We start from the raw sequence: 21,678 nt of genomic DNA on the forward strand, positions 1-21,678 counted from the left end.
AGTTTTTCTTGCAATTCTGCAATGATTTTTTGCAGCCCCAGTACCATTTCTACCAGTTCAGCTTGGCTCAACTGCTCTATTTCGGTTTTTTCCTTCTGTCTGGTGGCTGTGGGCTTTTTCATTCCTTTATTTTACCAGATGCCGCCACTTAAGTCTTTTTTGACCTGAATCCTTACGCTAGAATTGCGGGGGACTCGAACCATATTTTAACACAATCATCACAGGCGATCGCCCTTATTTTAGCAGTCAAGAGTGGGCTTTACCGTTATTAAGAAAATAAGCGATTGCTGCATCCCCCAAACCCTTTGTAGCAATTGTACTAGCTCCCGCAGACAGCACGCTACCCCAACCAGGTATGAACTTCAAAGCGATGTCAGCGATGCCCCGCATTCCAGCATCTGCACCAGCAGCTACTCCCCCAGTTACCGCAAAATCTTTGACTGTTTGTTCCGAAAACTCCCGACCACTCAGCCAACCGATATACATCACCATAAAAGTTTGAATAGCCACAACCGCTGGTATTGCTGCACCAGGTATCGGGATTGCGGAGACAACGCCACTCAATCCAGAACAGGCTGCAACAATTGTATGACCAACAGTGAGTTGAAACTCTGCAAGGTGTGCCATTCGTGCCAAAGAGCCGCGTGTTTCTCTGGGCGTATATTTGATCATTGTTTCAACTAATTCAGTGATATTCCATCGGTCGTCCTCGTCAGGAAGTATCAAACCATTTCTGCCATTTTCATACTCAGCGTATGCAACGGTTGGAACAACCTTCTTTATATGAGATTGCAACTTCTCTCGCTGTTGTAAATAACCATAGAAATTTTGGACTTCTGCATCAATATTGCGATTTTTTCTCTCGTTATTTGTGGGTAAAGTAACCCTTGGAGGAGCTAGTTCATCACACTTAGTTAAAACTCCAATCACGGGTAACTCACGATTATATTTATTCTTGATTTTCGTGAGAATAGATATACAACTATCAATATCTTGTTGACTACCACTATGAACTTCTGTCGCCTTGCATATAAAAAGAACAACATCTGGGCACTCTTTGTTTACAGCTTTCATGATGCTGTCACATGGATCTTTTGCTGGATCGGCTTTTGTCGGAACTACTGCCTCGTGTAAACCCCGTGTGTCCAGAATATGTAGTAAATCAACGCCGTCGTGATGGTAATCTTTCCATTCAGCCTCGCCTGTCTCTGGCTTTGTATCACTCATTTCTGCAACTTTCAACCCGCATATTGCATTAATTAAGGATGATTTACCGGATCTAGATCGACCTATTACCATGATCCTTGGCGCTCGTAGTCCTAGCATAGCAGAACGTACATCGTTCAGTTTCTCTTGAATGTCGCCTTTAATGGGAACAAAGTTTGGGAGATTATCAACAATTTTTAGGATTTCTGTTACTAAAGATTCATTGCGGTTAATGGCCTTATTTGTCTCGTCAGAAGCAGGCATATTCAAACTCCCAGTTTAGATAGTAATTAGGTGTGAAGCCTTGATAGCAAGAAGAATGCGGAAAATCTGAATTTTATTTTATCAGGTTCGTTCTAAATTAGCAAGGAAGATAGTATATTTGCATTCATTATGACCATACCCGCTGAATGTCATAGGCATCAAAAGCCACATCGCGACTAACCAAAACAAGGGAATGATTAATCGCCTGTGCTACCAGAATGCGATCGAAAGGATCTCGATGATGCAGCGGCAAGTTAAGATAGCATTCTGTATCAGAGAATGCGATGGGCAGAACTTCTATCTTTAGTTGTTGCAACACTTCCTCTAACTCAGAGAATGAGTTTTGTAAGCTAAGTTTTCCTAAACCAAGCTTAATCGAAATTTCCCATAAGCTGGCGATACTCAACCTGAGAGCGTTACTTGGATCTTCAATAATTTCTGCTGCTTGAGAACTTAATTGTTTACTGTCTTCCAAGTACCAGAGAAGAGTATGGGTATCCAGTAGAATATTCATGTTTACATATAATCCTTTAAATCTTCTAGAGGTTCATCAAAATGATCAGACATCCAGATTTTACCTTTCCAAATTCCAAGCCCGCCTCGCTTTGTCGGCTTTTCTTGACTTAAGTTTTTAGCCTGCTTTTCGATCAAAAACTCAATATAATGAAGCACTTCTGTCTGAAGAGACTCAGGGAGTTCTGCTAATTTTTCTAAAATGACTGGCTGTATCATGGTTTCTGCTCGCGATCGCAACGCATCTACTCCATTAAAGCACCAACACCCAATGTCAGCAACAGAATACCCCATGATCTAGCCCGATCGCCCCCGCCTCCTAAATCCCGTGAAGCGAAGCTATCCCGTTCGCGAAGCGTTCCCGAAGGGTAGGGAATCGCCCCCGATCGCACTGACACCATCCTTATTTTGCAACTTGCCTAAAATCACCCGATCGACTATTCTTCCTAGTAGATATCATCTTGATATAACAACCGACAAAAACATGACAGCAATATTACCGCCTTGGATAGTTTTAGACTCCCTATTGCACAACTGGCTACTAGAAGATATCGGTAGGGGCGATCGCACAACATCGGCCTTATTTCCCGCAAACAGCATCCAGGGTACTGCTAAATGGATTGTCAAAGAAGCTGGAGTCATTGCGGGATTGCCAATTGCCGATCGCACATTTAAACTTTTAGACAGCAGCCTCAGTTTCATCCCCCAAGTACCAGAAGGGAAACTGTGCGAAAAAGGAGAAGTAATCGCCGAGATTTCCGGCAATTTCGATGCGCTGCTAACCGGAGAAAGAGTAGCATTAAACTTGGCAATGCGTTTAAGCGGCATCGCTACTTTGACTCAGAAATATGTTGACAAAATTGCCGATTTGCCCGTGCAATTAGTGGATACGCGCAAGACAACGCCAGGGTTGAGATTGTTGGAAAAATACGCGACTCAAGTCGGTGGTGCTTGCAATCACCGGATGGGATTAGATGACGCGGTGATGATTAAAGACAATCACATTGCGGCGGCTGGAGGAATTGCAGAGGCGATCGCCCTAATTCGCAATTCTATCCCCTATCCGCTGACGATCGAAGTCGAAACCGAAACTCTCGCCGAAGTAGAGACAGCTTTGCAGCACAAAGCCGATATTATCATGTTAGATAATATGTCCTGCGATTTGATGCGGCAGGCTGTGGCAATAATTCGCCAAAAGAGCGATCGGGTAAAAATTGAAGCTTCCGGCAATGTTACTTTAGAAACAATTAGAAGTGTAGCGGAAACCGGAGTTGACTATATTTCTACCAGTGCTCCGATTACGCGATCGACTTGGCTGGATTTGAGTATGAAAATTCAGAGTCATTAGTCATTAGTCAGCAGTCATTAGTGAGAGAAAATATGGCTAATACAAAATCAGGCTTTAATACCCCTTTTACTCTTTAGCCCCCCTCTGCTCGGATTTCGTTGACTCTTAAGCGATTTGAATCGCCGAATAATTCAAGAGCCAACTTATCTCTTAGCTAATGACTAATGATGATATAATGTCCGATAAATTAACCCTGATATCCCGGTCGGGGCGGGTTTTTGAGATTGTCAATTATTGGCAGGTATTGTTGGCTCACGGGCCCCTACAAAAATCGCTGTCGATCGACCGGACATGATATGACTAATGACTAATGACTAATGACTAATGACTAATGACTAATGACTAATGACTCTTAACGATTACTTCGAGATAAAATGAACCCAAAAATTTCCGTCAGGTATACAGAGGCTGCGGATTAAGCGGTAAGTATAGTGCAAGTAAGCACCGCTGACACTTGTATCGTAGCCAGTTCGGAACCACTCGCCATAGGGATCGTGGACGAAGAATCCCTCGCTGTCGTAGCCTGATGCAACTATAATGTGACCGAAAGATGTGAAGTATCCGTGGATGACAGCGGGATTTCCGCTGGCTAGCCAATCTTGAACGTCATCAATAGTTGCATTCTCGGTAAAGAAATCTTGAGCGCCGTAATCTCTAACAATCTTTGCTAAATCGTAGGGATCCCAGCGACTGTAACCTTTGGCGATCGCATATTCGTAGAGTTCGTCTTCATATTGCCCGGTTTGTTTGCGCCGTGGCACCTTCAAAAAGTCCAGACACATCGCTAATGAAGTTACATTGCAAGAACCTGTAGGATTATTCAAGTTATCCATTTGCGATAGATAAGGAATGCCAAGCCTGACAGTTGGGGGATTAGGTTTCGGAAAAAGCAGAATGCTGTCTTGAGTAATTTGAGCGTGTCCTCCGAAAACATACCAAACCCCTGAACCTTTGAAAGACTCGTTGCGGAGAGCAACTCTGATGTGACCCCGAGCCGGAGCAAAAGCCAGGATCTCCAACTCTTTTCCGGCTGGTATTACTTGTTTTTCTGAGTCCTGAAGTTGAGAAGACGCGACCGGTTTTGATTTTAAAATGGTGTCTCTGAGCGTTTTCAGGATCAGGGGCTGTGTGGGAATGTCCTCTGGTTTGGTTTCGATCAGCTTTTTGGCTGTGACTGCTCCCAAAAAACCCGCTTCGCCGCACTTCATCAGAGTTTGAAATCGGTGGAGGGTGGCGGTAGAGAGAGGGCCAAAAATTCCGTCTACGGGAGGCTTCAGTAAACCCAGGTCAATGAGGCGGCTTTGAATTTGGCCACTGAGTTCGTCGTCTGCAGCGATTGCTTTGGCATCGTACCTAATTTCTGAGTTGAGAAAGTTTTGTAATTTCATGCTTGCGTGCCCCTGTCAATCGATTTTAGATTTTAGATTTTAGATTTTAGATTTTAGAATTACGATCGCCGATAAATCTGGTTTCCCTAGACTAAATTGCTTGTTCGTCAATAATTCCCAGTTTATCCTCTCATAAAATTACGGTAATTTTGCCGCTCAATCGATTTTAGATTTTAGATTTTAAATTTTAGATTTTAGAATTACGATCGCCAATAAACCCGGTTTTCCTAGACTAAATTGCTGGCTCATCAATAATTCCCAGTTTATCGTCTCATAAAATTACGGTAATTTTGCCGATAGCCCGTACCTTAAAGGCTTCATACTAATTATTGGATACAAAACCTTCAAGGCGAGAGCCGATCGAATTTCACGCACTATTGACTAAAAATCCCTGGTGCGCGTTGACATTGTTTCTGCCGAATCCCCAATGCTGTTGGATGCCTTAAAAGCAGATGGATGGCAGAATTCCCCTGTTGAGGCGAAGTCCGATTTATGCTTCGTCCGGGCGAATTACCACAACACCCATCGCGTCGGGAGACAGATATTTGACAGCGGCTTCTCGGAGATCCTCGGCAGTCTGAGCTTGGATGCAGGCGGCATAGTTGAGGGCGGGAGCGATATCTCCTACCATCGACTGATAGTAACCGTACAAACTTGCTCGATCGCTCGGAGTTTCGTTACCAAAGATAAACCGATTTGCTACTTGAGTTCGGATGCGGGAAATTTCGGCATCTGTCACCAGTTCAGTTTGGAGAGTGCGGATGTGTTGGACGATGGCTGCTTCCACTGCTGCCAAGTTTTCTGTTGCTAGTTGAGCGGAAATAGAGAATACGCCGCCGAGTCGCTGAGTCATGTTGCTGACCGAAATTGACGAAACTAGCCCTTTTTCTTCGCGCAAATCCTGAACCAAGCGAGTTGTGCGGCCGTGTCCCAAAATTGTCGCCAAAACGTCGAGGGCATAAGTTTCGGACATTTCCATGAAACCTGGCACTCGCCACATCACGATCAGTCGCGCTTGCTGAAGGGCAGAGTCTACAAATTCGCGGCGGACTGTTTCTGTAAACGGCGATTCTTGGCCGTAGTTCAGGATTTGGGATTCTGGGTGAAAGTTGCTGACAGCAGGCAGATTTATTTTGTTGTTTTGTGGTGTACTTTTTGCTGCAAAACTGTCTGCGACAATTTCTATTAGTCGATCGACTGGCAAATTGCCGACAGCTACGGCTGTCATGGCTCCTGGGTGATATCTGCTGCTGTGGAAATCCCGCATTTGTTGCGCTGTCAACTGTTCAATTACCGCAGTCGGGCCGAGTACCGGTCGCTTGTAGGGCAGGACTTCAAAGGCTAATTCCATCGATCGCTGATAGGTGCGGCGGCGGGGATTGTCTTCCGATCGTCTAATTTCTTCTAAGACTACCAGCCTTTCGCGATCGAAGGCGTCGTCGGGAATGCTGGCGTTGAGCAACACATCGACTTGCAGGGGAGCTAGTTCGGCAAAATCTTTAGGAGCTGTGGTGATGTAATAGTTAGTGTAATCTTGGCTGGTGGCAGCATTGGTGACAGCGCCGCGTTGCTCGATCGCGCGCTCAAATTCGCCACTGGGAATGCTGGGAGTTCCCTTAAAAATCATGTGTTCTAAAAAGTGAGCCATGCCGTTAATGTCGTCTGGTTCGACGGCTGAGCCTAAATTGAGCCACACGCTGAGGTTAACAGCATCGACCGGCAAGTGTTCGGCTATAACGGTGAGGCCGTTGGGGAAATGGCGGATTGTTGGGGCGTTGAGGGGCGATCGGGCTGAGGTTTTGAGTAGAGTTGATGTCATTGCGCTTTTAAATTGATCTTGTTCTCTATATCTTAAAGGGTCATCCGATTTTAGATTTTAGATTTTAGATTTTAGATTGATCCCACGGCTGATGGTTGGTGGGGATGTTGTCGGGGGCGATCGCGAGCGTTAATTTATCCTAATAGTTGCTTAATTCCTCAGTTTTTTTGTGATAGCAAAAGATGGAAAATCGAAGATGGAATAAAAACTTAATATTTCCACAAGCAGCTTTTCAACGATTTTGGCGATCGACTTCGGGGAAAATCGGCTTAATTTTGACTGTAGCGCTGACGATCGCGGCACTGTTGGCCCCCCTACTTTCCCCTTACGATTCGGCGGTCGATCGAGATTATTTGTCGCGCTTAGTGGCTCCTAGCGCTAAACATTGGTTTGGCACCGACAGTTTGGGGCGAGATTTGTTGGTGCGGGTGTGGCACGGATTGGGGATCTCTTTACTCGTTAGCCTGGTTTCTGTGGGTGCGGGTTTAATTGTGGGAGCGCTTTTGGGGCTCGTGGCCGGGTATTTTCGGGGGTTGCTGGAAATTGCGATCGGCACTTTGGCGGATATTTTGTTAGCTTTTCCTTCGATTTTACTGGCGATCGGCGTTGTTACCGTCACCGGGCCGAGCCTGCAAAGCGTAATTATCGCTGTCAGCCTCGTGCAAATTCCAATTTACATCCGTTTAACTCGCAGTATGGTGCTGTCTCTGCGGGAACAAGAATTTGTTTTGGCTGTCAAAGCCTTGGGCGCCAGCGACTTACGGATTATTTTTCGCCACATTTTGCCGGGAAGTCTCGCGCCTTTAGTTGTACAAGCAACTCTTTCGACTGGTACGGCGACACTAGAAGCTGCAGGTTTAGGTTTTTTGGGTTTGGGCGCACAGCCGCCGGTTCCTGAGTTGGGGACAATGCTTTCTGATGCTTTTAAGGGCGGATACGCTCTTTCGTCTCCTTGGACGATCGTGTTTCCAGGTTTGCTGATTACCTTGACTGTTCTGGGTTTCAACCTTTTGGGGGATGGCCTGCGAGACGTTTTAGACCCCAGAGGGAATTAGAGGGGAAGTGGGGGAATTTATATTTTTGCGTTTTGCCTTCTGCCTTTTACCTTCTGCCTTCTGCCCTCTGCGCCCTCTGCGCCCTCTGCGGTTCATCCCCTCTTCCTTCCTCCTCCCTCTAAAATCTAAAATCTAAAATCTAAAATCTAAAATCGACCGACTTGACTGCTGTCACGATCTACGCGAAACTTTACATACAACTGATGTATTGCTTCTACCTATTAATAACTTCTGTTAAGTTGTGACTCAAAACCTATCAATTCGTCAAAATTGATATAGCGCTTTGTCAGTCAGCCAACTCTCAAGAAGCTACTTCAGGAGGCATCGTCCCTGGCTTGCTGGTGTCGGTGTCTGTTCTCAATATTCCTATTCAGTCAGCCCGCATTATGGAAACACTAGAGTTTGTGATCTATCCAGATGGCCGCGTACAGGAAACAGTCACCGGCATTGTCGGTGCTTCCTGTGCTGAGGTAACGGCTGCAATTGAAGCTCAGCTCGGCGTGGTGCTTCACCAAGAGTCAACATCTGAATATTTCACGCAAGCGCTGCATCAGTCAGCCGAAGCGACGGCCCAAGTGGCTTTTAGCGATTGGTAATTTTTTTTGTTGAGTTCACTTAAATTTTTTTGGAATCACCATGTCACACTTTAGCCAAATTAAGACCCAGATCCGCAATTTGAATTCTTTGGAAGCTGCTTTAACTGACTTGGGTATTGACTGGAAGTCTGGCCCGACTGAGGTGCGTGGCTATCGCGGCCTAACCAGCACCGCTGAGGTCGTGATTGAGCAAAAAAACGGCTACGACGTAGGTTTTAGCTGGAACGGGACTGAGTATGAATTGGTGGCTGACTTGCAGTTTTGGCAGCAAGCTTGGTCTGTAGACCGTTTTCTGAATAAGGTGACTCAGCGCTACGCTTACCATACTGTGGTGAATGAAAGCGCTAAGCAGGGTTTCCAAATTTCTGAGCAAAAGCAAAATCAAGACGGTTCGCTCCGCTTGGTGGTGCAACGCTGGTGCGCTTAATAATTTTTCGAGATTTTTGCAATCTTGTTTCATCAAAGTCCGCCTGTGCGGACTTATTTACTATTGTGGGGGTCTAAATGTCTGAGCTTTCTGGACTCGGAATAGATACAGCAATTGATCGCTCTGGTTTAGAGCCGGAGTTGGGGGGTTTTTTGCGGGATGCGCCCGATCGCTCTGGTTTGGAACCGGAGTTGGGCGGCGTGTTGCGCCAAAAAGGTGTCTATGTTGATGAGATTACCTGCATTGGCTGCAAGCACTGCGCTCACGTTGCTCGCAATACTTTTTATATTGAACCGGATTACGGTCGATCGCGCGTAGTTCGACAAGACGGGGATTCTGAAGAGTTGATTGCTGAGGCGATCGACACTTGTCCGGTGAATTGCATTCACTGGGTTGATTACACCGAACTCAAGAATCTGGAAGAAGAACGCAAGGATCAGGTGATTCCTGTCGTTGGTTTTCCGGTGGATATGGCGACAGTTAAGGCCGGTGTTCGCCAGCGACAAAAGAATAAGTTGGGCGATCGTAAGTTCAAAGGTACCCATTGAAATCCCCAATTCACATCCACTGGTTAAAACCTGTGACTCAAACAACAAAAACAGCCCGCGCGGGCTGTTTTTTGTATACATTGTATAATTAAAGTTTATTTGAGAGGATGGTGCTCAGCGAGAATTTTCTCAACTCTAGCTTCGTCGATTCTGGCAGTTAATGTTGATGCCTCGTTGTTATCGCGAATGGTTTTTGCTAAAGTAAAAGACGAGCCGACAGAAAAAGTTAAACCCATACCCATAAAAGCTTTTTGCCAGGGGTCTACCTGTAAATAAATGATACCTACAGTAGTTGCGGAAAGGGCAACAATAAAAGAAACCCAGCACTGAAGTATCCAAGCATTAGTATCTTTTTGGCGTAGGATTTGTTTCTGCATAGTGCCTCTAAGTCAAATATATCTTTTGGTCCATTAACTTAAAGAATAGATAGCGTGAGTGAAGCGGTCAGGAGAGGAAGGGACAGTTTCGATAAGTGAACAGTGCGATCGGGCTTTTTACTAAAAATTAGAACGCTGTAGATAGGGTTTAAGGCTCTCGAAAGACTTGGTAGGAGTGGACAGTTTGAAAACTGGACTAAGGGAGATTGATTTAGTTGGATTCGTATTGTTAATTACTAGGGTCGGCGTTTATGGTTTGCTGCTGTATTTGTTGTAGCAAAGTTTGATAACGATGTCGTTCTTGTTCAAGTTGGGCGATCGCTTCCTCTGCACGCTGCCGTTGTTGTTCAGCTTGAGTAGGATGCTGGCAAACAAGATTTCTAGATTTTCTTTAATAGTGACAATCCATCGGAATTGTTTGGTGTTGTCTGCTATTGGTTCTCCGTCGCGATCGGGGTAGATGATTTCTGGTTTGGTTTCAGGGGTGAGTTGTTGTACCATCTGGTTTGGTGCTTGGGGATACTGGTTTGAGTATAGCGGCTGGGGAGGGTGAGGGGCTATGGTGTTAATACCAATTCTCCAAAGTCTTGCTACAATCTGCATCGTTTGATTAGGAAAAAACTTTTTAGCGACTTTGGGATTTGCCATGAGAAATAGGGCAGGATTTTCGTCCTGTCCCCTGCTCATTCTAAGGTTTCTCTCCTTAGGTGCAACACCTTTGTATATAGCTTTTGACTTTAAGAGGCTTAACTACTAACAGGCTTGTTTAAAAATCGAGTAATTAATTCAGGTTTCTTGATAAGTACGTCTAGGTACTTTAGCCGCCCGTCATAATTGTATTGAGAATTTTCCAAGAGTTTTGTTGTCAGCTCGATTATTGCGTTATATTCTGGGCAACAGCCAGGAAAAACTTTTTTGCAATCTGGCAACCGAAGTAGAGCAATATTTGCCAGTTCTGACAGTTTTTCGTGAATTTTTGCACTACGTTCTAACTCACTCTGCACTTGCTCTTCACTCGGATTTTCCCGCATCGACAAATCTACTAAATCATCTCGTTCCAATGTGGGTCGAGTAATTCTTAGAGATGCTTCCAATAAATCCATATCCATTTTCTCCCTATCAATTGAATTTGATTTCTTGTATTGACTGAATAATTTAGTTATTTAAGACTATTTCATTCAGTTATATTTTTTTGCAAACAAATAGTATGGCTCTCTTTAGCTTCAGACGATAATTTTTGAGCGGTCTGAAAATATGACCTTAAGAAATCACAACTATATTCTAACATACTTTCCACCTTATCATCCCAATCTTTATACTTCTTAATTTTCCATAGCTTTACTGTTGTGTCTTCGCTAGACGATGCAATAACTATTTCACTTCTAGAAGCTAGATTAAAACTTAATGACCAAAGTAGATTATGATGACCTTCCAGCTTTTCTCGAAAAGTGCCCTCTAAATTCCACATCTTTACTAAGCCGTCATCAAGGGCAGCAGCGATAATATTATCCTCTTTTCTACTAAAAGCTAATCCCTCTATTACACTCCCCGACGAGGTAATAGTTCTTATTTTCTTATTTGCCTTAACATTCCACAATTGAATATTTCCATCGTCATCACTAGAGGCAAGAATAGTACCATCTCCATTAAATTTTACAAAGGTAAGGCGACCTTGATTATCATGCTTGCCTAGAGTTATCACTTCTTTAGGCTCATTTTTATTAGGATTAGGTTTTATATTCCATATATTAACCTTATTATCATTTCCAACAAATGCAACTTTTGAACCGTCGGGACTAAAGTCTAGTTTTAGAAGTCTTCCTTGATTAGCCAAAAAGTCAATTTGGTTTCCTGTTGTAACATCCCAGATCCTTACAGTGCCATCTCCACTACAAGAAGCAACTTTGTTTGCAACGGGGTTCCAATTTACGTCATAGACTGCATCTGTATGACCCGTAAGATTTTTACTGAACTTCCCGCTAGCATCCCAAATTTTAACTACTTTATCACTACTAGCAGATGCAATGGCACCGTCATGGCTATAGTCTATACTCCAAACTGTCTGTTTGTGTCCTAAGTCTTCAGACAGGGATTGTAAAAATTTTCCTTCAGCATCCCATAATTTTATAGAACCATCCTTACTGCCAGTAGCGATAGTTTTACCACTTGGGCTAAAACTCACAACTCGAACAGCGTGACTATGTTCTAACCGATTATATTCCCGCACTTTAGCGATTACAGACTTAAGCTCATTCGGAACTATCGCATCTTTACCCTTAAGTTTTTCTAAGGTAGAGAGTGATTTGATTGCCGCTATCATTGCCCCAAGCTGATCTTTCTGATTAAATAATGTTTGGGGTGTAGATATCAAGGTTCCAATAGTCATGGCTTCCTGTTCTCTCTTCTGACTTGCAAGTACATTGGTTAGTAATCCCAAACCAAGTGTAAATGTTAGAAGGATACTAGATGCGATCGCCCATTTCGTTCTCTGCTTTTGAGCCTTAAGTTTTTCATCCGTCAGTTGTATTTCCCTTTCTAGTACCTTTATTTCATCTTGAATCTGCCGATCGCGCCTACCCACACTCTTCTGTAAAAAATCCCTCTCATCCCCAGTCAAATCCGGCTGCACCCTCTTCTGCCACTCCTCAACCTCCGCCAATCGCGCACCTGTCAACAGCGCATCATCTGACTTACCATAAGTTTCTTCCCACTCCCGACAAGCTCTCTCTAACCGCCGACGAATCCGAATATTCTCCAGATCCTCTTCAATCCAATTACTCAGTAACTTCCAGCGGCACAACAGAGCTTCGTGAGCCACTTCCACCGTGTTTTCATCCACAATAATTAAACGCTGCTGCGCCCCAGCCAACAACCCAATTACCCGATCTAACTGCTCTAGAGAATCCGCGATCGCCCTCAATCTATCCCAATCAGCCCGCCGGCGCGTTACCTCCGTACCCTCACCCAACTGCACCAATTCCATAAACAGTTTGCGTACAAAAAGGCGATCGCCATCACTAAGACTTTGGTAGATCACATTAGCTCGATTTTCCAAAGCCCCTTGAACACCGCCAATTTCTTCATAGCCTTTTTTTGTCAGTAAGGGCTCTGGTGATTCTGGTTTTTCTATGCAGACTCGCCACAACTCTTTCAAAGCGTATTGTAATAACGGTAATGCTCCCGGTTGACCGGCCACATCTTGGGCAATTTGGGATACTAACCCTCGCTCAAATTTGACCCCGTGCAGTTCTGCCGGTGTCTCGATCGCCTCTGGCAACTCTTCAATCCCTAGCGACTTGACAATATAAGTTGTAGTCGGAATGTGATTAATCAAATTTAAAACTTCTGGATAATTAGCGCAGCGAATTAAAAAATCTCCACGAAGTGCAATAATCATCCGACTCTTTCGCTCAGTATCCTTCATCTCCTGTGCGATCAGGCGGATAAAACCCTGTCGCTCGGCTTCATCTTCACAGAGAGTAAATACCTCCTCAAACTGATCTATAAAAATTACAAAAAGCTGATTCTGCTCTCGATGTCGAGCTAGAATATCCACCAGTTTTCCGAGGGGGTGCTTACCAGGAGTAAAAGATTCAACCGGCCACTGACTGCTACCAGGAATTCTATCCCGACTTAAGTCTGGCAGCAATCCCGCTTTTATTAAAGAAGATTTGCCCGAACCAGAGTAGCCGATAACAGATAGAAAACGGCTATTTGTAAGGTGAGTAATCAGCGTCCGAACTGCTTCATCCCGCCCACAAAAATACTTCTCTTGTTCAGCTCCAAAAGCTGAAAGTCCCAGATACGGATTTTGGCGATCGAAATTAATTTCAGTAGCCGAAGTCTCTAGTTGCGGATACGTTACCAGAGTAATGCAGCGGCCCCAGCCCATACGAATCGCTTCTTGCCCCCACTGAGTGCCCTTAAGTTCATTGCTGATATAATCAAATAGGCGATCGCCACTGACCTGCCCATTTCTACTAGCATTTTCCGATGCCAAACCCTTCAGCAAAGCTCCTGTAAAAATGGCGTGCGCTTCCCCAGCCAAAGCTTTTACAGTCTCAAAACTCCGGCAAGCCGTAATTAAATAATAATCCTTTTGTGTACTGAAAGCGGTTAAAGTTTGTTGCACTAGCTGACTTTCAAGAAAATATCCACTATGACAGCAGTCCAACAACATTACCAAACTGCTCAGATCCGACTTCTTAATTAGCCGATTGAGGCTTGACAAATCAATCCCGTATTTATAATTGACCACCTGTCTTCCCACCATTTCCACCTGACAGTCGGAAGTAGCCAATGCTCCTTTTTGCTCCCCCAAGTTATCAAAAAAAGTCAGACCGTGACCCGCAAAATAAATCAGTACATCACTTTTCGTACCTTGTTCCAAGAGCAAAGTTTGCAGAGCTTCACATACCTCATCAGCAGAAACGCTTTTTTGCTGTGCTACTTCAAAACGTTGGGTCTCAGCGTTCCAGCGATGTGGCAGTCGAGTAACAGTATACTGGCCATATTCCTCTAATACCCGTGCAACAACTTCAGCATCAGTAGCCGCTTTAGAGAGGGGTTTGAGGTTGGAGCTTTGATACTGAGCAATACCAATAACAAGGGCGTAACGAGCCATTTAGTTCAACCTGGATTTAAAAAAATACTGCCTTAGTTGACACGCACCCTAAATAGCTGTTTTAATTCTATCGCTAGAATAACTCAACTTTTCGGAAGCAAGCTCGATCTTTCAGCAAACTCTACAAAAACTTAACAAAAGGTAACATTATGTCAGAATTACAGCGTTTCGCTTTTAAAGAAGGTTCTGAAGTGTACGAAGTCACAATTGACGAAGCCGCAACCTCAGAGGAGGATAGTCCTTTTGATGAAGTGAGAGACGTGCGAAGCGATGCACTTAATCGGATGCAGCAAGCTCGCCTGCTAATTCGCAATTATGCTATGTATGCTGTGACGGCTTTTAAAGATTTTGGTGCGGCTGAGGTTGAAGAGGTAACACTTAAATTTGCCATCAAAATGGGTGGAAAAGCCGGCATCCCCTACATTACTGAAGGTTCAGCAGAAAGCAACTTAGAAGTTGAGGTAAAGTGCAAGTTTCCTAAATCGGCTGCAAGCGAAAAGTCTTAAACAGTTTTTAATCCTTAATCGCAGCTAATTAAGTAAACCCAACTAACAACACAGAATACGCACTTTCTCTTAGTCCGCTTGGAGTGGACTTCGTTTGTAGAGTAGCGGTTTCAACCGCCGAGTGATGCGCTCATTCAATACCCAGATACCCGACTTCTTCAAGAAATCGGGTATCTAAAGCAACCTAATTAGCTCCTAAAAGCGCTACGGATTACTTATTTTTTTGCTGAGTCTTCGCTTGTTCGATCGCAATTTCCCTGACTGCTTGCAAAGAACTCAAATTCGATGCTCCCTCAATCGCCTTCACCGCCAAATCTTGAACCTGTTTCAAAGCAGAATCCAGTTGTTTCGACAAGCTAGCAAGGCGCGCATCTTGATTTTGAATTGTCTGCAACATCCCTTGAATTTGCAGTTCATAATTTTGCTTTTGCCCTTCAATATCTTTAGCAGACAAATCCGCCTTAACTTTAGCTTGATAATTGCCAATATTGCGGCCGTTATCTTTCCCGTTCTTGATATTAGCTTCCAGTTCTTTCGGGAAAGCTTCTACCTTAGCTTTCACCTCAGCGTAAAGTTTTTCCCGTTCGGAAATAGATTTTTCGCGTTCCGCCCACTGTTTCTCCTGTTCTTGCTGAAACTCTTCGATTTCTTGATACAGCCTTTTCTGGCGCTGTTCGTATTCTTCGATGTCCAGATTTCGCTGAAGATTCAAATCATAATCATACAACTCTTCATCCCGATCGCGAGCTTTTTGGTGATGCTCATTGCGTTCTTTAACGGCCAACTTTTGCAGTTCCTGCTCTTTTTCCCAAGCTTGCCGGCGTTCCAACAATTCCTGTTCAACAGTTTCGCGCTGTTCGCTGAGTTCGCCAGCAAAAGTTTTCGCGCTTTCTTCGTACTGTTGAATTAAATTGTCCAGCGTATCTTCTGCAACATCTTCTAAACTGTGCAACTCTTGCAGTTGTTGAATTTCCTCGCCCACGGTGCGCCGCAATTCTTCTAGTTTAGCAGCTTCAGAAGTTAATTTCTCAGACAACTCGCTGACAGCGCCGCCAAAGCCAAATTGCAGCAAAATCAAATTGTCGATTGTGGACTGCATTTTTTGTGGATTTTGAGTTAAAGCCATTGGTTTTTGTGCCTCCACAATAGGTTTTTCTGGGGCTGGTTTTTGCTTTTGGGAAGCGTTTAGCTGTTGGATTTGCGATTCTAACAGCGCTTTTTCTTGCGCTGCTTCCTTGTAGGCTTCTAAAATTTCAGCCTTGGTGCTTTTGTCGCTAACTCTTTTGTTCATGACTTTTCATTCCTTAATATTTGGGAAAATTTCTGTCATTTTTCCGTAAGGTGGGCATTGCACGCCTTACTGGGTTTTAAGCTTTGCTGGCAAAAGCTTTCATTGCCAAATCTTGCGCTTGCTTCATCGTGGCTTGCAGTTGCGCGGAAATTTCGGCAATTTGTTCGGTTTGTCGATCAATAGTCTGCTGTAGAGATTGGACTTTCAATTCATATCCTTGCTTAGTGCTTTCCCATTCTTTATCCACTAAATCTGCCTTGACTTTAGCTTCGCGGGAAACTTCTTGAATTGCTTCTTCTTTGGCTTTGACATAAGCCTGTTTGAGTTCTTCTTCAAATCCGGCGGCTTTTCTTTGATTCTCTTCAAACTCCGCTTGATTGTCGCTGAGGACTTTTTCGCGCTGTGTCCAATTTTTCTCTTTTTCGCGGGTAGATTCTTGCAAGTCCCGTTCTAGTTTGCGTTTCGTTTCTTCGTATTCGTCGGTTTCGATTTTGCGGGTGCGCTGTAATTCGTATTGGTAATCGGCTGTTTCTTGCTGACGCTCTTTAGTTATGAGTGCAGTTTCTTCTTGAACTGCTGCATCAAATTCTTGCTGTTCTTTTTCCCAAACCTTGCGTTTTTGGGTCGTGTCTTTTTCGATAATTTCGCGTTGGTTAGCAGCGTTTTGTTCGAGCAGGGTCAATTTTTCTCGGTGCTCTTGAGTTAAAATGTGGAGGGCGTCTGCTACAACTCGGATTTGCTGCAACTCTTGCAATTGTTGGGCTTCGATTTCGATCGCGCGTTTTAATTCGTCTAATTTGGAAGATTCCGCCTTTAGTTTTTCGGAAAGTCCGCTGATGATGCTGCCGAAATCTAATTGCAAGTCGGCCAAGCCTTTGACTATGCTGTCAATTGTGTAGGTGGAAGCGACTTCGAGGAGTTGTTTGTTTTTGGCTTTTTCGGCTGACTGTTCTTTGGTTTCGACTTTGGATTCGATCTTTTTTTTGTCTGCTAAAATCTGCTGAAAGTTTTGCAAAATTTGGGCTTTGCTATCCTTGGCAGTTGCTATTGTCATAATGTTTGCTTCTCCTGATTATAAGTTTTCGAGATTTTTTAGTGAAACGTTTTCAGTTATTCTAAGTTGCGGAGTTTGCTGAGAATGGAACGGTACTTGCTGGCTGCGTCGGGTTTTTCTTCTGAATTATCGCTGGCTAGCATTTTGAGAAGTTTCCAGCAGCGATCGCACCGATTTCCTTCCCAGCAGGCGCACTCATCAATTATACTCAAAAGTGCGCCTTTTAGCAATTGATTTTCGGCTAACAAAGCTCGGTAATTCCGCTGGACTGATTCGGCAACTAAAGTCATGTGCTGGAAGTCCTCGGTGAGACTTTCGAGGTCGTTAACTGCATCTGTCCGAATTTGGTCTAGCAGCTCCAGATTCTCTCTCAAACGGCTTTCTTGCAGGTTTGGTTTGGTTTTTAGCTTGGTTAATTTCTTCATTTCAGTCTGTTGTAACAGTTATGGCAAAGGCGCGATTAAATCGCGCCTTTACAACAAAATTAGAACAAGTCAGCAGTTAATTGGTCTTCGGCTGGCGGCAGCGACATACTGCCGTTGGAATTCAAAGCCATAGCATCGTTTTCACCGCCAGCGTGAGCAGCCATCAAGCAGGCAACTTGCTGCGCCGGCAGGTTATCTAAACACACCATTGCTTTTGTTCCTTCTAAGTCAATCATCCGCGATTGATTGCTAGAATCTGACAAAACTGCTGCTGCTTGGTCGATAACAGCCCAATCTTTCCGCTCGTTCCAAGACCATTTCAAGCTGTAGTAGTTGATCGGTTTTACTACTCCGCTGTCGTCGGGTTTCTGACCGGAATGCTTGACAAATTCGGGAACAAAAATTCCGGTTGCAGGTTCTACGCCGCGAGATTGAACTGATGCTACCAAACGGTTAAAATCGTTCAAGCTGCGGTTTTTGATGTATGTCACCATGACTACTCCTTGCGGCAATTCGCCACTTTCTGCGACAAACCACAGTTGACCCCACAATGTGTGGGAAGTTTGACCGAGGGAACCGAAGAATTTGGAGAATTTGAGGATTGTCATGGAACACTTGGAACCGTAGTCGGTGTCGCCGATCGCCCACTGGCCACTTTGGCAATTATTGCGGACGGCGATCGGGATTTCTGGTACTAGCAAAGCATTGCTCGGTTTGGCACCAAATACTGAAAATGTAGGTCTTTCTTGTGTTTTAGTAGTCATTGTTCGTTTTTCCTTAGTTCTTTATTGCTTTACCGGGAATTGGTAATTGGTAATCAGTTAAATCTCGTACATTGCTGGTGGCCGAACTTCGATTACCGAATGAGATGTGTTGTCGCTTTTGGTTCGGGATAGGTATACTCAAGCATCGCCTCTTGTTGAGCTTTAATAATCCGCAGCGCGGCGAGCAAATGCTCTAACGTTTCTAGGTGCGCTGGGGTGAAGTGGATGCTGAAGCCTTCGCCATCCCGCGCGTAGCCGGGACAAACCAGTGAGGCTGAGCTTTGTTCTTCGTGGGTGGCGATGTATAGCCAGTCATCGTCTTCGAGCTTGTAATGCGTGTCTGTCCAGGTTCTCAGCATTTGCGATCTGCTCCTCCTTATTTGCTGCGTACAAGCGTTTTGACGCCCAGCGCTTCTCACTCCTCTGAAGTTGACGACGCTATATGTAGCGTGTGGGCTGGGCTAATTTGCACCCTTAACCCTACCAGTCAGGCTCCCCTAGTTGATTAAACCGTCAACTAACCTCATGGTAGCGCGGGTTGATTTTCCCGTCAAGTATTTTGTTGAACTTTTCATCAAAACAGGCTAGAATGCTTGTCAGGAGGCAAAAAACCGTGGAACAAACATTTGGAAGACTGATCCGTCAAGCTCGCAAGGACAAAGCTTACTCACAACGTGAGCTAGCTGCTATGCTAAGTGTGGACTTTACTTATTTGTCGAAGTTGGAGAACGATCGAGCGGATTATGCGCCAAAAGAGGAGGTAATCCGAGCGTTAGCGCGGAATCTAGACATAAACGAAGAGGAATTGATTTTCTTGGCGGGGAGGCTGCCGCAGCAGTACGAAGCGCTGCTGAAGCAGAATCCGAAGGAAATGCAGGCTCTTTTCCGCCGGATGCAAGAAAATCCAGATTGGCTCAAACAGTCTTTTGAAGCGTAAGAGAGGCCCCTCATAGTGAGTATTTTTAAGCCGTATTGCTTCTATCCCAAAGAATCGATCGAGCGTTTGGCAAATGACATCTTGATGCAGATGCAGAAAACGCAAAATTTTGCTCCGAGATGGCCTTTTGATGCGACAACGGTTGCTGATTTTCTGGATTTAGGCGTAGTTTGGGAGTGCATTGAGCCGGATGAAGAAGGTGCGATCGCGGCAAGGATTTTGCCGCAGCAGCGGTTAATCGAAATCAACGAACAGATTCTCGAAAAACCGCCGGGCTTCATCGAATCGACGATCGCCCACGAAATCGGCCACTGGGTGCTACACGTCAATCAAGACGAAGCAGACGGCACTGTGGAACAGTTGGAATTAAACTTAGGCAATGAAGGAAAAACGGCGTCTGATGTCGAGGAACCGTTTGTTTGTCGGGGTGCGAGTGCGGATAATAAGGTTTTGTCGATCGAATGGCAAGCGCAATATTTTGCAAGCTGTTTGTTGATGCCTCGGTGTATTTTGGAGGAAAAAAGACAGGGACGGGATTTAACTAAGTGGTCGCATTTATACAAAATGAGAGATGAATTGGGAGTGAGCATTTCCAATTTAACAAACCGCTTACAAGAATTCGATTGGATTTACATTCCCAAGGGAACGCGCGAGATTTATGCCGGGAAAGATGCGGCAAACGGACAGCAGCGGTTGTTTGGATAAAAGTGCGATCCTCTTCGAGGGCTGCGCTAACGAATTGGAGATTTGAGATTTGGAAGCGATTCTCAAATTTTTAGGGGTGTGAGGAATGACGGAAACAGATTTAGAGAATAGTGAAGAAGACCGAAACTGGAGACAAGACAAGCTGCTGACTATTGATGAAATCGAGAGGCTTCAGAGAGGGGGTGAAAACATTCATTTACTCAAAGGTAAACGCAATGCTTCAAAAAGAGACCTCTACAAAGACACAGAAGGGAATATTTATGTTAAACCTAAAAGTGGTATTGGGGCCGGTGAATTCACGGATTTGAATATTAATGATTTTTAATTAATTAATTAATCAAAGAGGAGCGGGCTGATGGAGTCAGAAATTTACTCTTACTTTATGTTGACGGGAATGGAATTCGATCCAGATGAAGTGACTGTAAAGGTAAGCATCAATCCAACTGAAACTTGGAGGAAAGGGGACTTAATTAATCCTAGGGGTACTAGACGGCATCAGGAAAATGGTTGGAGCGTGTATTCTAAAATTGAAAAATCTGCTGACTTAGAAGAACACATTAATTCGGTTTTAGAACAGCTTCAGCCCGGGTGGGTTCCTTTGCTTGAGTTGTGCAAGTGTTATGCTGCGGAGATTGCTTGTGTCATTTATTATCGAAGAGGCAGTGTACCAGCCATACATTTCGATCGAGATATTGTCGCTCAAGCAGCTAAACTGAATGCAGAAATCGATGTTGATTTCTATGTTTTGCCAGAAGAAAGTACATCGGACAAAGCAGTAAGTAGGTAAGGCGATCGCCATTTATGCTCATTGCTTCCTCCTGTGGTATAGTGTGAATGAAAAAAATCAGGGCTTACGCATGGGGGCTAGAAACCCGGTTTCTACGAGTTTTGCATTTACTCAGGAGAAATAGACAAAGAAACCGCGTTTCTGAGGTCAGGGTGCGTAAGTCCTCAACATTTATACTGTTCAAATTATGCTGACAAATATCAGTCTCGTTCTCGAAGCTTGTGAGGAATTAAATATCCCTTACGAAATCCTGCATCCTTCCCAAAACTTGATTAGACTCAAACAGGGCGGCGAAGAATATTATTTTGTCAATTACATGACGGCATTTAACAGCGCGTCAGTAGCAGAGATTTTTAAAGACAAAGAATATACCTATCAACTATTAAACGGTAATATAAATACTCCCAGAACTCTCGGTTTTGTCTCGCCTCACTGCGAGGAGAAGTATAAAAAGTATTTGAGTTTCCCAGATATTGAATCAATAGTTTTAGAAGTAAACAAAAAATTCGATTTCCCGGTGATTCTCAAAAGAAATCGCGGTGCTGGTGGCAACAATGTTTTTTTATGTAAAACTAGAGAGCAAATTAAAGAAGCCCTAGAAATTATATTTAACGTCAACAGCAAAGATTATGACTATGTGGCCCTAGCTCAAGAATATATCGAAATTGCCCACGAATATCGGGCTGTATTCTGCAAAGAAAAGCTAGTTTTGCTGTACGAGAAAGACAAATCTCAGGCTAAATTTGCGGGCAATTTAAGCCCGCTGCACTGGGAAGGTGCAAAAGCCAAACATATAATTAATCCCACTCTAATGTCTGCAATTGAAGATTTTGTTAAACCTGTTTTTGAGGAAATTTCGATTAATTATGCTGGGCTTGACATAGCAATCGATAAAAAGGGAGCCTATTGGTTAATTGAAATTAACTCAAGTCCTAATTACGATATTTTTGTCAGAGATAACGATCGCCAAATTGTCGTAACAATGTTTAAAGGCATTCTGGATACCTTAATTGTTAACAAAAAGCCGTAAATGCTCGATTTTAA

The 21,678-nt window shown here is 44.1% G+C and carries 25 protein-coding genes and 1 pseudogene; 11 read left to right on the forward strand and 15 right to left on the reverse strand.

What is annotated here, in order from left to right; all coding sequences use genetic code 11:
• Window positions 1-246: 246 nt before the first annotated feature.
• From QUB11_RS07430 to QUB11_RS07445, 4 genes are all read right to left on the reverse strand, one after another.
• Entirely contained in the window at window positions 247-1,470 is a 1,224-nt protein-coding gene (locus tag QUB11_RS07430) for a GTPase (RefSeq protein ID WP_333198360.1), read from the reverse strand.
• Between the two features lie 127 nt (window positions 1,471-1,597).
• Window positions 1,598-1,984 carry a type II toxin-antitoxin system VapC family toxin gene (locus QUB11_RS07435; protein ID WP_333198362.1) on the reverse strand — a complete coding sequence of 129 codons (387 nt, stop codon included), beginning with the start codon at window positions 1,982-1,984 and terminating at the stop codon, window positions 1,598-1,600.
• A 2-nt stretch (window positions 1,985-1,986) separates the two neighbouring features.
• Window positions 1,987-2,202 (reverse strand): type II toxin-antitoxin system VapB family antitoxin, encoded by a 216-nt coding sequence (gene vapB, locus QUB11_RS07440; protein ID WP_333198364.1) that lies wholly within the window; start codon window positions 2,200-2,202, stop codon window positions 1,987-1,989.
• Between the two features lie 26 nt (window positions 2,203-2,228).
• A complete protein-coding gene (locus QUB11_RS07445) occupies window positions 2,229-2,384 on the reverse strand; it encodes a hypothetical protein (protein WP_333198366.1) in 156 nt (51 codons plus the stop codon).
• Between the two features lie 83 nt (window positions 2,385-2,467).
• Between QUB11_RS07445 and nadC the strand changes: the two genes are divergently transcribed.
• Window positions 2,468-3,331 carry a carboxylating nicotinate-nucleotide diphosphorylase gene (gene nadC, locus QUB11_RS07450; RefSeq protein ID WP_333198368.1) on the forward strand — a complete coding sequence of 288 codons (864 nt, stop codon included), beginning with the start codon at window positions 2,468-2,470 and terminating at the stop codon, window positions 3,329-3,331.
• Between the two features lie 359 nt (window positions 3,332-3,690).
• Here nadC and QUB11_RS07455 read toward each other — a convergent pair whose 3' ends face one another.
• Together QUB11_RS07455 and QUB11_RS07460 are read right to left on the reverse strand one after the other, a co-directional pair.
• A complete protein-coding gene (locus QUB11_RS07455) occupies window positions 3,691-4,719 on the reverse strand; it encodes a C39 family peptidase (RefSeq protein ID WP_333390178.1) in 1,029 nt (342 codons plus the stop codon).
• A 490-nt stretch (window positions 4,720-5,209) separates the two neighbouring features.
• Window positions 5,210-6,538 carry a pitrilysin family protein gene (locus tag QUB11_RS07460; protein ID WP_333198372.1) on the reverse strand — a complete coding sequence of 443 codons (1,329 nt, stop codon included), beginning with the start codon at window positions 6,536-6,538 and terminating at the stop codon, window positions 5,210-5,212.
• 182 nt (window positions 6,539-6,720) lie between these two features.
• On the opposite strand from QUB11_RS07460, the gene QUB11_RS07465 reads away from it, so the two are divergent.
• The 4 genes from QUB11_RS07465 (at window position 6,721) to QUB11_RS07480 (ending at window position 9,164) form a co-directional block, all read left to right on the forward strand.
• Window positions 6,721-7,593, forward strand: a complete 873-nt coding sequence (locus QUB11_RS07465) for an ABC transporter permease (protein ID WP_333198374.1) — start codon at window positions 6,721-6,723, stop codon at window positions 7,591-7,593.
• A 386-nt stretch (window positions 7,594-7,979) separates the two neighbouring features.
• Window positions 7,980-8,189, forward strand: coding sequence for a DUF2997 domain-containing protein (locus QUB11_RS07470; RefSeq protein ID WP_015176940.1), 210 nt, complete (start codon window positions 7,980-7,982; stop codon window positions 8,187-8,189).
• Between the two features lie 40 nt (window positions 8,190-8,229).
• Entirely contained in the window at window positions 8,230-8,616 is a 387-nt protein-coding gene (locus tag QUB11_RS07475) for a DUF1257 domain-containing protein (protein WP_242716193.1), read from the forward strand.
• Window positions 8,617-8,693: 77 nt separating this feature from the next.
• Window positions 8,694-9,164 carry a ferredoxin gene (locus QUB11_RS07480; protein ID WP_333198376.1) on the forward strand — a complete coding sequence of 157 codons (471 nt, stop codon included), beginning with the start codon at window positions 8,694-8,696 and terminating at the stop codon, window positions 9,162-9,164.
• Window positions 9,165-9,259: 95 nt separating this feature from the next.
• Here the strand turns inward: QUB11_RS07480 and QUB11_RS07485 are convergent, their stop codons facing one another.
• The 4 genes and pseudogenes from QUB11_RS07485 to QUB11_RS07500 form a co-directional block, all read right to left on the reverse strand.
• On the reverse strand, window positions 9,260-9,541 hold the full coding sequence (locus tag QUB11_RS07485; protein WP_333103320.1) for a YiaA/YiaB family inner membrane protein: 282 nt from the start codon (window positions 9,539-9,541) through the stop codon (window positions 9,260-9,262).
• 363 nt (window positions 9,542-9,904) lie between these two features.
• Window positions 9,905-10,042 (reverse strand): annotated as a pseudogene (locus tag QUB11_RS07490) (Uma2 family endonuclease); the annotation flags it as partial.
• A gap of 245 nt (window positions 10,043-10,287) precedes the next feature.
• Window positions 10,288-10,644: a hypothetical protein gene (locus QUB11_RS07495; RefSeq protein ID WP_333198378.1), complete on the reverse strand. Its 357-nt coding sequence runs from the start codon at window positions 10,642-10,644 to the stop codon at window positions 10,288-10,290.
• A 71-nt stretch (window positions 10,645-10,715) separates the two neighbouring features.
• Window positions 10,716-14,165 (reverse strand): nSTAND1 domain-containing NTPase, encoded by a 3,450-nt coding sequence (locus QUB11_RS07500; RefSeq protein ID WP_333198380.1) that lies wholly within the window; start codon window positions 14,163-14,165, stop codon window positions 10,716-10,718.
• Window positions 14,166-14,314: 149 nt separating this feature from the next.
• Between QUB11_RS07500 and QUB11_RS07505 the strand changes: the two genes are divergently transcribed.
• The gene (locus QUB11_RS07505) at window positions 14,315-14,671 is read left to right on the forward strand and encodes a CU044_2847 family protein (protein WP_333198382.1); all 357 of its coding nucleotides are present in this window, start codon (window positions 14,315-14,317) and stop codon (window positions 14,669-14,671) included.
• 211 nt (window positions 14,672-14,882) lie between these two features.
• Here the strand turns inward: QUB11_RS07505 and QUB11_RS07510 are convergent, their stop codons facing one another.
• The 5 genes from QUB11_RS07510 to QUB11_RS07530 all read right to left on the reverse strand — a co-directional run bounded on the left by QUB11_RS07510 (window position 14,883) and on the right by QUB11_RS07530 (window position 18,564).
• Entirely contained in the window at window positions 14,883-15,962 is a 1,080-nt protein-coding gene (locus tag QUB11_RS07510; protein WP_333390180.1) for a hypothetical protein, read from the reverse strand.
• A gap of 76 nt (window positions 15,963-16,038) precedes the next feature.
• Entirely contained in the window at window positions 16,039-17,016 is a 978-nt protein-coding gene (locus QUB11_RS07515; protein ID WP_333390182.1) for a hypothetical protein, read from the reverse strand.
• Between the two features lie 56 nt (window positions 17,017-17,072).
• Window positions 17,073-17,441, reverse strand: a complete 369-nt coding sequence (locus tag QUB11_RS07520) for a hypothetical protein (protein WP_333390184.1) — start codon at window positions 17,439-17,441, stop codon at window positions 17,073-17,075.
• A 59-nt stretch (window positions 17,442-17,500) separates the two neighbouring features.
• Window positions 17,501-18,205 carry a hypothetical protein gene (locus tag QUB11_RS07525; RefSeq protein ID WP_333198390.1) on the reverse strand — a complete coding sequence of 235 codons (705 nt, stop codon included), beginning with the start codon at window positions 18,203-18,205 and terminating at the stop codon, window positions 17,501-17,503.
• 92 nt (window positions 18,206-18,297) lie between these two features.
• A complete protein-coding gene (locus QUB11_RS07530) occupies window positions 18,298-18,564 on the reverse strand; it encodes a hypothetical protein (RefSeq protein ID WP_006634886.1) in 267 nt (88 codons plus the stop codon).
• A 254-nt stretch (window positions 18,565-18,818) separates the two neighbouring features.
• Between QUB11_RS07530 and QUB11_RS07535 the strand changes: the two genes are divergently transcribed.
• From QUB11_RS07535 to QUB11_RS07555, 5 genes are all read left to right on the forward strand, one after another.
• Window positions 18,819-19,142, forward strand: coding sequence for a helix-turn-helix domain-containing protein (locus QUB11_RS07535; RefSeq protein WP_006634885.1), 324 nt, complete (start codon window positions 18,819-18,821; stop codon window positions 19,140-19,142).
• 15 nt (window positions 19,143-19,157) lie between these two features.
• A complete protein-coding gene (locus QUB11_RS07540; RefSeq protein WP_242716182.1) occupies window positions 19,158-19,847 on the forward strand; it encodes an ImmA/IrrE family metallo-endopeptidase in 690 nt (229 codons plus the stop codon).
• An 85-nt stretch (window positions 19,848-19,932) separates the two neighbouring features.
• A complete protein-coding gene (locus QUB11_RS07545) occupies window positions 19,933-20,172 on the forward strand; it encodes a polymorphic toxin type 33 domain-containing protein (RefSeq protein ID WP_333103328.1) in 240 nt (79 codons plus the stop codon).
• Window positions 20,173-20,202: 30 nt separating this feature from the next.
• A complete protein-coding gene (locus tag QUB11_RS07550) occupies window positions 20,203-20,634 on the forward strand; it encodes a DUF4279 domain-containing protein (RefSeq protein ID WP_333103329.1) in 432 nt (143 codons plus the stop codon).
• A gap of 187 nt (window positions 20,635-20,821) precedes the next feature.
• A complete protein-coding gene (locus QUB11_RS07555) occupies window positions 20,822-21,664 on the forward strand; it encodes a YheC/YheD family protein (protein ID WP_333103330.1) in 843 nt (280 codons plus the stop codon).
• Window positions 21,665-21,678 lie beyond the last annotated feature (14 nt).

The organism is Microcoleus sp. B6-A1 (assembly GCF_036705085.1).
GTDB lineage: Bacteria > Cyanobacteriota > Cyanobacteriia > Cyanobacteriales > Microcoleaceae > Microcoleus.